The sequence below is a fragment of the Deinococcus sp. genome (genome assembly GCF_030523985.1).
Lineage (GTDB): Bacteria > Deinococcota > Deinococci > Deinococcales > Deinococcaceae > Deinococcus.
Genome location: NZ_JAUNHK010000089.1, coordinates 3,910 through 10,536 on the forward strand (window position 1 = coordinate 3,910; position 6,627 = coordinate 10,536).

The 6,627-nt window shown below is 66.7% G+C and carries 9 protein-coding genes and 1 tRNA gene; 7 read left to right on the forward strand and 3 right to left on the reverse strand.

The features are described from left to right. Positions 1 to 1,101, reverse strand: a 1,101-nt coding sequence (locus Q4C89_RS11685; protein ID WP_303102791.1) for an alanine--tRNA ligase-related protein, incomplete at its 3' end; no start/stop codon positions are given. Positions 1,102 to 1,137: 36 nt separating this feature from the next. On the opposite strand from Q4C89_RS11685, the gene Q4C89_RS11690 reads away from it, so the two are divergent. From Q4C89_RS11690 to cutA, 5 genes are all read left to right on the forward strand, one after another. Then, complete coding sequence (locus tag Q4C89_RS11690; protein WP_303102792.1) at positions 1,138 to 1,608, forward strand: thioesterase family protein; 471 nt, start codon at positions 1,138 to 1,140, stop codon at positions 1,606 to 1,608. After that, the gene (locus Q4C89_RS11695) at positions 1,605 to 1,895 is read left to right on the forward strand and encodes a hypothetical protein (protein WP_303102793.1); all 291 of its coding nucleotides are present in this window, start codon (positions 1,605 to 1,607) and stop codon (positions 1,893 to 1,895) included. Before Q4C89_RS11690 ends, Q4C89_RS11695 begins: the two co-directional genes overlap by 4 nt. 23 nt (positions 1,896 to 1,918) lie before the next feature. Further along, complete coding sequence (locus tag Q4C89_RS11700; protein WP_303102794.1) at positions 1,919 to 2,827, forward strand: ROK family protein; 909 nt, start codon at positions 1,919 to 1,921, stop codon at positions 2,825 to 2,827. 94 nt (positions 2,828 to 2,921) lie between these two features. Continuing rightward, positions 2,922 to 3,239 carry a cell division protein FtsB gene (locus Q4C89_RS11705; protein ID WP_303102795.1) on the forward strand — a complete coding sequence of 106 codons (318 nt, stop codon included), beginning with the start codon at positions 2,922 to 2,924 and terminating at the stop codon, positions 3,237 to 3,239. A gap of 51 nt (positions 3,240 to 3,290) precedes the next feature. Continuing rightward, a complete protein-coding gene (gene cutA, locus Q4C89_RS11710; RefSeq protein WP_303102796.1) occupies positions 3,291 to 3,602 on the forward strand; it encodes a divalent-cation tolerance protein CutA in 312 nt (103 codons plus the stop codon). Between the two features lie 38 nt (positions 3,603 to 3,640). Here the strand turns inward: cutA and Q4C89_RS11715 are convergent. Beyond that, positions 3,641 to 3,717: transfer RNA gene (locus Q4C89_RS11715), tRNA-Arg, on the reverse strand. Between the two features lie 80 nt (positions 3,718 to 3,797). On the opposite strand from Q4C89_RS11715, the gene Q4C89_RS11720 reads away from it, so the two are divergent. Next, on the forward strand, positions 3,798 to 4,694 hold the full coding sequence (locus tag Q4C89_RS11720; RefSeq protein ID WP_303102797.1) for a DMT family transporter: 897 nt from the start codon (positions 3,798 to 3,800) through the stop codon (positions 4,692 to 4,694). After that, positions 4,687 to 6,180 (forward strand): ABC transporter permease subunit, encoded by a 1,494-nt coding sequence (locus Q4C89_RS11725; protein ID WP_303102798.1) that lies wholly within the window; start codon positions 4,687 to 4,689, stop codon positions 6,178 to 6,180. Before Q4C89_RS11720 ends, Q4C89_RS11725 begins: the two co-directional genes overlap by 8 nt. On the opposite strand, the gene Q4C89_RS11730 is transcribed toward Q4C89_RS11725, so the two are convergent. Beyond that, positions 6,137 to 6,627, reverse strand: a 491-nt coding sequence (locus tag Q4C89_RS11730; protein ID WP_303102799.1) for a PAS domain-containing protein, incomplete at its 5' end; no start/stop codon positions are given. The genes Q4C89_RS11725 and Q4C89_RS11730 overlap by 44 nt on opposite strands.

A 6,627-nucleotide genomic window follows, 5' to 3' on the forward strand; every position in this document is an offset into this window, starting at 1 on the left:
CGCCTTTTCCACTTTGGCCTGATTCTGCTTCAGTTCGGGGTACGCCTCGCCCATGCCTGCCACGACCAGTTCCACCAGCTTGTACAGCGTCGGCTCGCGGAAGCCCAGCATGTAGCCGTGACGAATGGCGCGGCGGGCAATTTTGCGGGTGGTGTAGCCGCGCCCCGTGTTGGAGAAGGCCACGCCGTCGGCCAGAATCATGCTCACGCTGCGAATATGCTCGGCCACCACGCGGTGAGACACGCTGGTTTCGCCCTCGTAAGGCTTGCCGCTGAGGTCTGCCACACGGTCAACAATCGGCTTGAATACGTCGTTGGAGTAAAAGTCGGGAACGTCCTGCACCACGCTGGCGACGCGCTCCAGGCCCATGCCCGTATCGATGTTTTTGAAGGGCAAATCCTTGAGGACGGGCTGACCGTTCGCGTCCAAGTCCTGACGGTCGAACTGCGGGAACACGAGGTTCCAGACTTCCAGAAAGCGGGCGCTCTCGCGGGTCTGGTAGTAGTCGGCCCAAGTGTCGTCGCCGTACTTGGGGCCACGGTCGTAGTAAATCTCCGAGCAGGGGCCGCACGGCCCGTTGGGGCCTTCCAGGGGCGCGTTGGCGGGCCAGAAGTTCTCGTCGGCATCGAAGCGGTGGATGTGGTCAGCGGGGAGGCCCACTTCCTGCGTCCAGTAACCGAACGCTTCTTCGTCGTCCTTGTAGATGGTGACGTACATCTTGTCCTTGTCCATGCCCATCCACTCAGGCCCAGTCAGGAACTCCCAGGCCCAGTGAATCGCGTCGCGCTTGAAGTAGTCGCCGAAGGAGAAGTTGCCCATCATCTCGAACAGGCTGAGGTGGCGGCGGGTGCGGCCCACGTTTTCGATGTCGCCCACGCGCACGCACTTTTGCGCGGTGGTCACGCGCTTGCTGGCGGTGCCGTCGAACACGGCAGGCGCGCCCATAAAGTTCTCTTTGAAAGGCTGCATCCCGGCGACCGTAAACAGCGTGGTGGGGTCGGGGGCGATGGTGGAGTGGCTGGGCAGAATCAGGTGGCCCTTGGATTCAAAAAAATGGAGGAACTTTTCGCGGATTTGGGCGGTGGTGAGCGGTGCCGTCATAACGAAGAGTTTAGCGCGGGGGATACACTGGACCGCGTGACTGCGCCTGTTTCCCGCCCCCGACCCGAAGACGCCTACGCCGGACTCGATTGGAGCCGTGCCTTCCGCACTTCCATTCAGATGCGCTACGCCGACCTCGACACCATGGGCCACCTGAACAACGCCGTGTACGTGCAGTATTTCGAGACGGCCCGCGTGCTGATGGCCGAGGCACTCGAGCTTCCCGAACACCTCGACCGCTCGGTGATTGCCCGCCAGGAAATCGACTACCTGCACGAAGTCCGCCGGGGACAGGAAGTGGTGGTGGAACTGGTCATCGAGCGCATCGGCAACACGTCCTGGACGACGGTTTGCCGGATGCTGGCCGACGGGCGGCTCTGTGCCTACTCGCGCACGGTACAGGTGCGAGTGGCCGAGGGCGAGCTGCGCCCGCAACCGCTGGAACCCGAAATTCGTACCCTGCTGGCCCGCGTCCTGGGTAAGCCGGAAAGTCAGGGCGGGTCGTGACTCGCGCCAATTATCAGGACCGGGTGCTGTACCAGGGCGACCCCTGGGTGCGCCTCGACACGCTGCCGCGTCTGCTGGCCGAAGGCTGGCGGCGCACGCTGGCGCAGGGCGGCGTGGTCAGCGTGATTCGCACGCCGTTTCAGTGGGTGATGGCGAGTCCGGTCATCGAAATCGAAACGGGCGGCTATCTGGGCGACGTGGCGCTTTACGTGCCGCTGGTGCAGTGGGACGAGGCGCTGGAACTGCTGGGCGAAGACCCCGCGCCGCCTCCGGGCGAGACAGACTGAGCGGGCTGTCCTAGACTCGCCCCATGACACAGCTTTCTGTTTCGGCTCCGGTCAGTATCGGCATCGACGTGGGCGGCACCAAAATCGCCTGTGGGGTGCTGCGCGGCGACGTGTTGCAGGCCCAGCATGTGCAGCCCACCCCGGAAACCGGATGGGAAGCGGTGCTGGACGCCATCGCCGCGCAGGTGCGTGACCTTCAGGCCCAGCATCCCGACGCCCAACTGATTGGCGTGGGCGTGCCGGGGCCGCTCAACGCCGACCGCACCCGCGTCAAATTCGCGCCCAACATCTACGGCTTTACCGACGTGCCGCTGGTGGACGGACTGCGCGAGCGCCTGGGCCAGCGCATCGTGTTGGAAAACGACGCGAAGGCGGCGGCGCTGGCCGAAGCCCACCTGGGCGCGGCGCGGGGCACCGAGAGCAGCATCTATGTCACCGTCAGTACGGGCATCGGCTCGGGGCTGGTGCTGAACGGCAAAATCTGGCGCGGGCGGCACGGCATCGCGGGCGAACTGGGCCACGTCACGGTCATGCCCGGTGGCCCGGTCAGCGGCGCGGGACTGGACGGTGCACTCGAAGCCGTCGCCAGCGGTACGGCGATTGCCCGTGACGCCAGCTATGCCCTGAACCGCGAAGTCGGCACCGCCGAAGCCTTTGCCCTGGCCGAGCAAGGCCACCCGGCAGCGCGGCGTGTGGTGGAGCAGGCCATGCGGCACATCGGCATTGCGCTGGCCGACCTGCAAAAAGTGATTGACCCCGAAGTCTTCGTGATTGGCGGCGGGGTGTCGGCGGTGGGCGACTATTTCTTCCAGGGCGTGCAGCGGGCCGCCGACGAGTACGCACGTGGCTTTGCTCCGGTCACCATTCGCCGGGCGCAACTCGGCGCCAACGCAGGCGTGGTGGGCGCGGCGCTGGCGGCCCTGCACAGTTAAGGCCAACTTGCTATCCTCCGCAGCGATGGACGCTTCTCCCCGGCCTGAGTCACGCCCCTGGCAGGAGACGCTGCGCTTGCGGGGACGCTTGCTCATGCGTCTGCCCCTCACCATGATGGTGACGTGGCTTTTGCTGCTGCTGGGCAGCGTGCAACTGACCTTTCAGATAGGCAACAACCTTTACCGCAGCTGGATTTGGAGAGGCGAAACGACAGAAGTCAAGGCGCGGGTGGCCGATTTGCAGGGGCAGTTGCGGCAAATCAAGGCCGCCGAGCAGGCCGCCGCCGACCCCGACTACATGCAGACGCTGGCCCGCTGCCAGGGCTTCGTGAAGCCGGGCGAAACCCTGGTGGTGGCGACGAACGCGCCCGACGTACCTGCCGAAACTTGCACCATTCAGCCTTTGCCCTGACTTGCTTCATACGCCGGGTGAGCGCAGGGCCGAGCGGGTATGCTGGGGCCTATGGCACTCGTCGTTCTTGTCACGGTTCCCCCGGAACGCGCCCAGGAGTTGGCCCGCACGCTGGTGTCGGAGCGGCTGGCCGGGTGCGTCAATGTCATGCCGGGCCTGCACAGCATCTACCGCTGGGAGGGCGAGGTGGCCGAAGACCCGGAAACCCTGCTGCTCATCAAGACCGTGGGCGAGCAGTACCCGGCCCTCGAAGCGCGTATCAAGTCGCTTCACCCCTACGAGGTTCCCGAAATCGTGGCGCTGCCCTTTGACCGCGCCTCGCCCGAGTTCCTGTCGTGGCTGCGAGAATCGGTCGAAGGCTGAGCAATAAAAAAGACCCCGCCTATGACGGGGTTTTTTCGTGGCGCGCCCTAAAGGACTCGAACCTTTGACCGACCGCTTAGAAGGCGGTTGCTCTATCCAGCTGAGCTAAGGGCGCTCGGCGCGGAAAACACTTTATCACCCGGCAGGCGCTATACAAGCCTCCCGCAGGCAGGCGGCTGACCTATTCTGGCCCCCATGACTTCTGCTGCTCCCGTTCAGGGACGCCTCGACCCGCTTTCCCTCGCTGCCATCCTGGTGACGCTGCTGTTCTGGGCCTCGGCCTTCAGCGGCATTCGCGTGGGGCTGGAGTTCTTTTCGCCGGGTCACCTCGCCCTCTACCGCTTCTTGGTGGCGAGTCTCACCCTGTTCGTCTACATGGGCCTGACGCGCCAGCCTGTGCCCTCCCGGCGTGACCTGGGGCAGATCGGCCTGCTGAGCGTGGCGGGCATCTCGCTCTACCACGTGCTGCTCAACTACGGTCAGCAGAGCGTGCCCGCCGGAACCGCCAGTCTGCTGATTGCCGTGGGGCCGGTCATCACGGCGCTGCTGGCGGTGCGCTTCACGGGCGAGCGGCTCAATGCGCTGGGCTGGCTGGGCACGGCGGTCAGCCTCGGCGGAGTGGCGCTGATCGTGCTGGGCCGGGGCCAGGGGGTCGCTTTTACCCAGGGCGCGGTGATGGTGCTGGCGGCGGCTTTTTTCACCAGTCTGTACTTCGTCTTTCAAAAGGGGGTGGTGGCGCGGGTCGGGGCCTTGCCGTTCACCGTCTGGAGCCTGATTCTGGGCACGCTGCCCATGCTGGTCTTTTTGCCGGGCTTCGGGGCCGAGTGGCGGGCGGCTCCGCTGTCGGCGCACCTCGCGCTGATTTACCTGGGCGTCTTTCCGAGTGCTCTGGCCTACATGACCTGGACGTTCGCGATGGCGCGGGTGGGGGCGAGCACCACGTCCTCGTTTCTGTACGTTTCGCCGGTTCTCGCCATCCTGATGGCCTGGGCGCTGCTGGGCGAGGTGCCGACCCTGACGACGCTGCTGGGCGGGGCGGTGGCGCTGGCCGGGGTGGTGCTGGTGAACACGCGGGGGCGGCCCCGTGGGTGAGGCTCGGCTGGACACTCCCATTCGCCTGCAGGAAGTCAGCGTGCAACTCGGCGGGGTTGCGGTGCTGAGCGGCATCACTCTGGACGTGCGGCGCGGCGAATTTCTGGCGATTATCGGGTCGAGCGGGGGCGGCAAGAGTACGCTGCTGCGGGTCATCGCCGGGCTGCAAAGGCCACACTCGGGCCGGGTCGAGGTGGCCTCGCCGCCCGCGCTGGTGTTTCAGGACTACCGCCTGCTGCCCTGGCGCACGGCGCTGCGAAACGTGCAACTGCCCGCCGACCTGGGCAGTGGTGGCCCCGAGCAGGGGGGAGGGCTGCCCGCTGCCGAGGCGCTCGAACTGGTCGGCATGACCGCCTACGCCGACTATTTTCCCGCGCAGCTTTCGGGCGGGATGCGCGCGCGGGTGGCACTGGCCCGCGCCCTGGCACAGAGCGGCGACATTCTGCTGCTGGACGAACCGTTTGCCGCCCTCGACGCCCTGGTGCGCGAACGTTTTAACGAAGAATTGCGCCGCCTGCACGAAAAAACGGGCCGCACCACCGTTCTCGTGACCCATTCCATCCGCGAGGCCGCGCTGCTGGCCGACCGGGTGGCGGTGCTGCGGGGGGGCCGGGTGGTGGAGGTGCTGGACACGCGGGGCGCGGGGCGGGTCAGTGCCTACACCGAGGGGGTCGAGGCCCGGCTGCGTGACCTGCTCGGCGCGGGCGACTCGACGCGGCTGCGGCCCCCCGAGCGTCCGGCGCGGGGTGGCTCGGCGTGGCTGCCACTGCTGGCCCTCGCGCTGGCGGGGCTGGCGTGGCAACTGCTGGCAGCGCGGCTGAATCAGCCTTTCTTGCTGCCCACGCCCGGCGCGGTCTGGGCCAAACTGGTCGGCAACGCGCCCACGCTGCTGGAGGCGCTGTGGGTCACGGCCCGCACGGCGCTGCTCGGTACGCTGCTGGGCGGGCTGGCGGGGCTGCTGCTGGGTTACCCGGTCGCCAAATCCCGCGCCCTGGAACGCTTCCTGAGCCCGTTTATCGTGGCCTCGCAAAGCACGCCTATCGTGGTGCTCGCGCCGCTGCTGGTGTCGTGGCTGGGCTTCGGGGCGCTGCCTGCCGTGCTGGTGTCGGGCCTGTCGGCGCTCTATCCCATGCTGGTAACTGCCCTGGTCGGCGTGCGCGAGGTAGACCGCACCTACCACGAACTGTTTCACTCGCTGGGAGCGACCCCCTGGCAACGGCTGACGCGGCTGGAATTGCCCGGCGCCCTCCCGACCCTGCTCGGCGGGCTGCGGCTCTCGGTCAGCCTGGCCCTGATTGGCGCGGTGGTCTGGGAATTTACCGACCCCAACCAGAAGGGGCTGGGGTTCCGGGTGCAGGAAGCGGGGATGTATCAGGACAAGGCCGGACAGTTCGCCGCCATCGCCCTGCTGATTGCTTTCGGGGTGCTGCTCTACGTGGTGGTCACGGCACTGGAACGCTGGGCCGCCCGGCGGCGGGGGCGCTGACGGGGGCCGGGCTGTGGGGCGACAGGGCCGCAAAACTGCCCACGATGCGCCCGTGGTGCCAGCGGGGGCTGGTGACGGCCCGCAGCGAACGGAGCTGGCCCTCGCCATCCCGGATTTGCAGGGCGTAGGTCTGCCCCTGACAGCCCCAGGACGTGCGCCACTGTTCCCGAATAGGCTGGTGGTGCGCGGGGTCAATCAGGTTGAGCATGGGATGGCCCACCACTTCTCCGTGCGGATACCCGAGCAGCTCGCAGGCCACGCTGTTGGCGTACCTGACTTCGCCCTCGGCGTCCAGCACGATCATTCCCTCGCCGCTGCATTCGAGCAGTTGCCGCGCAAAATGGAGTTCTTCTTCGTAGGACTGGCGCAACTGCCTGTGCATGCGCAGAATGGTGCTTATCCGGCGAAACAGCCACAGCAGCAGCAGTTGCACCGTCAGCAGGAGAA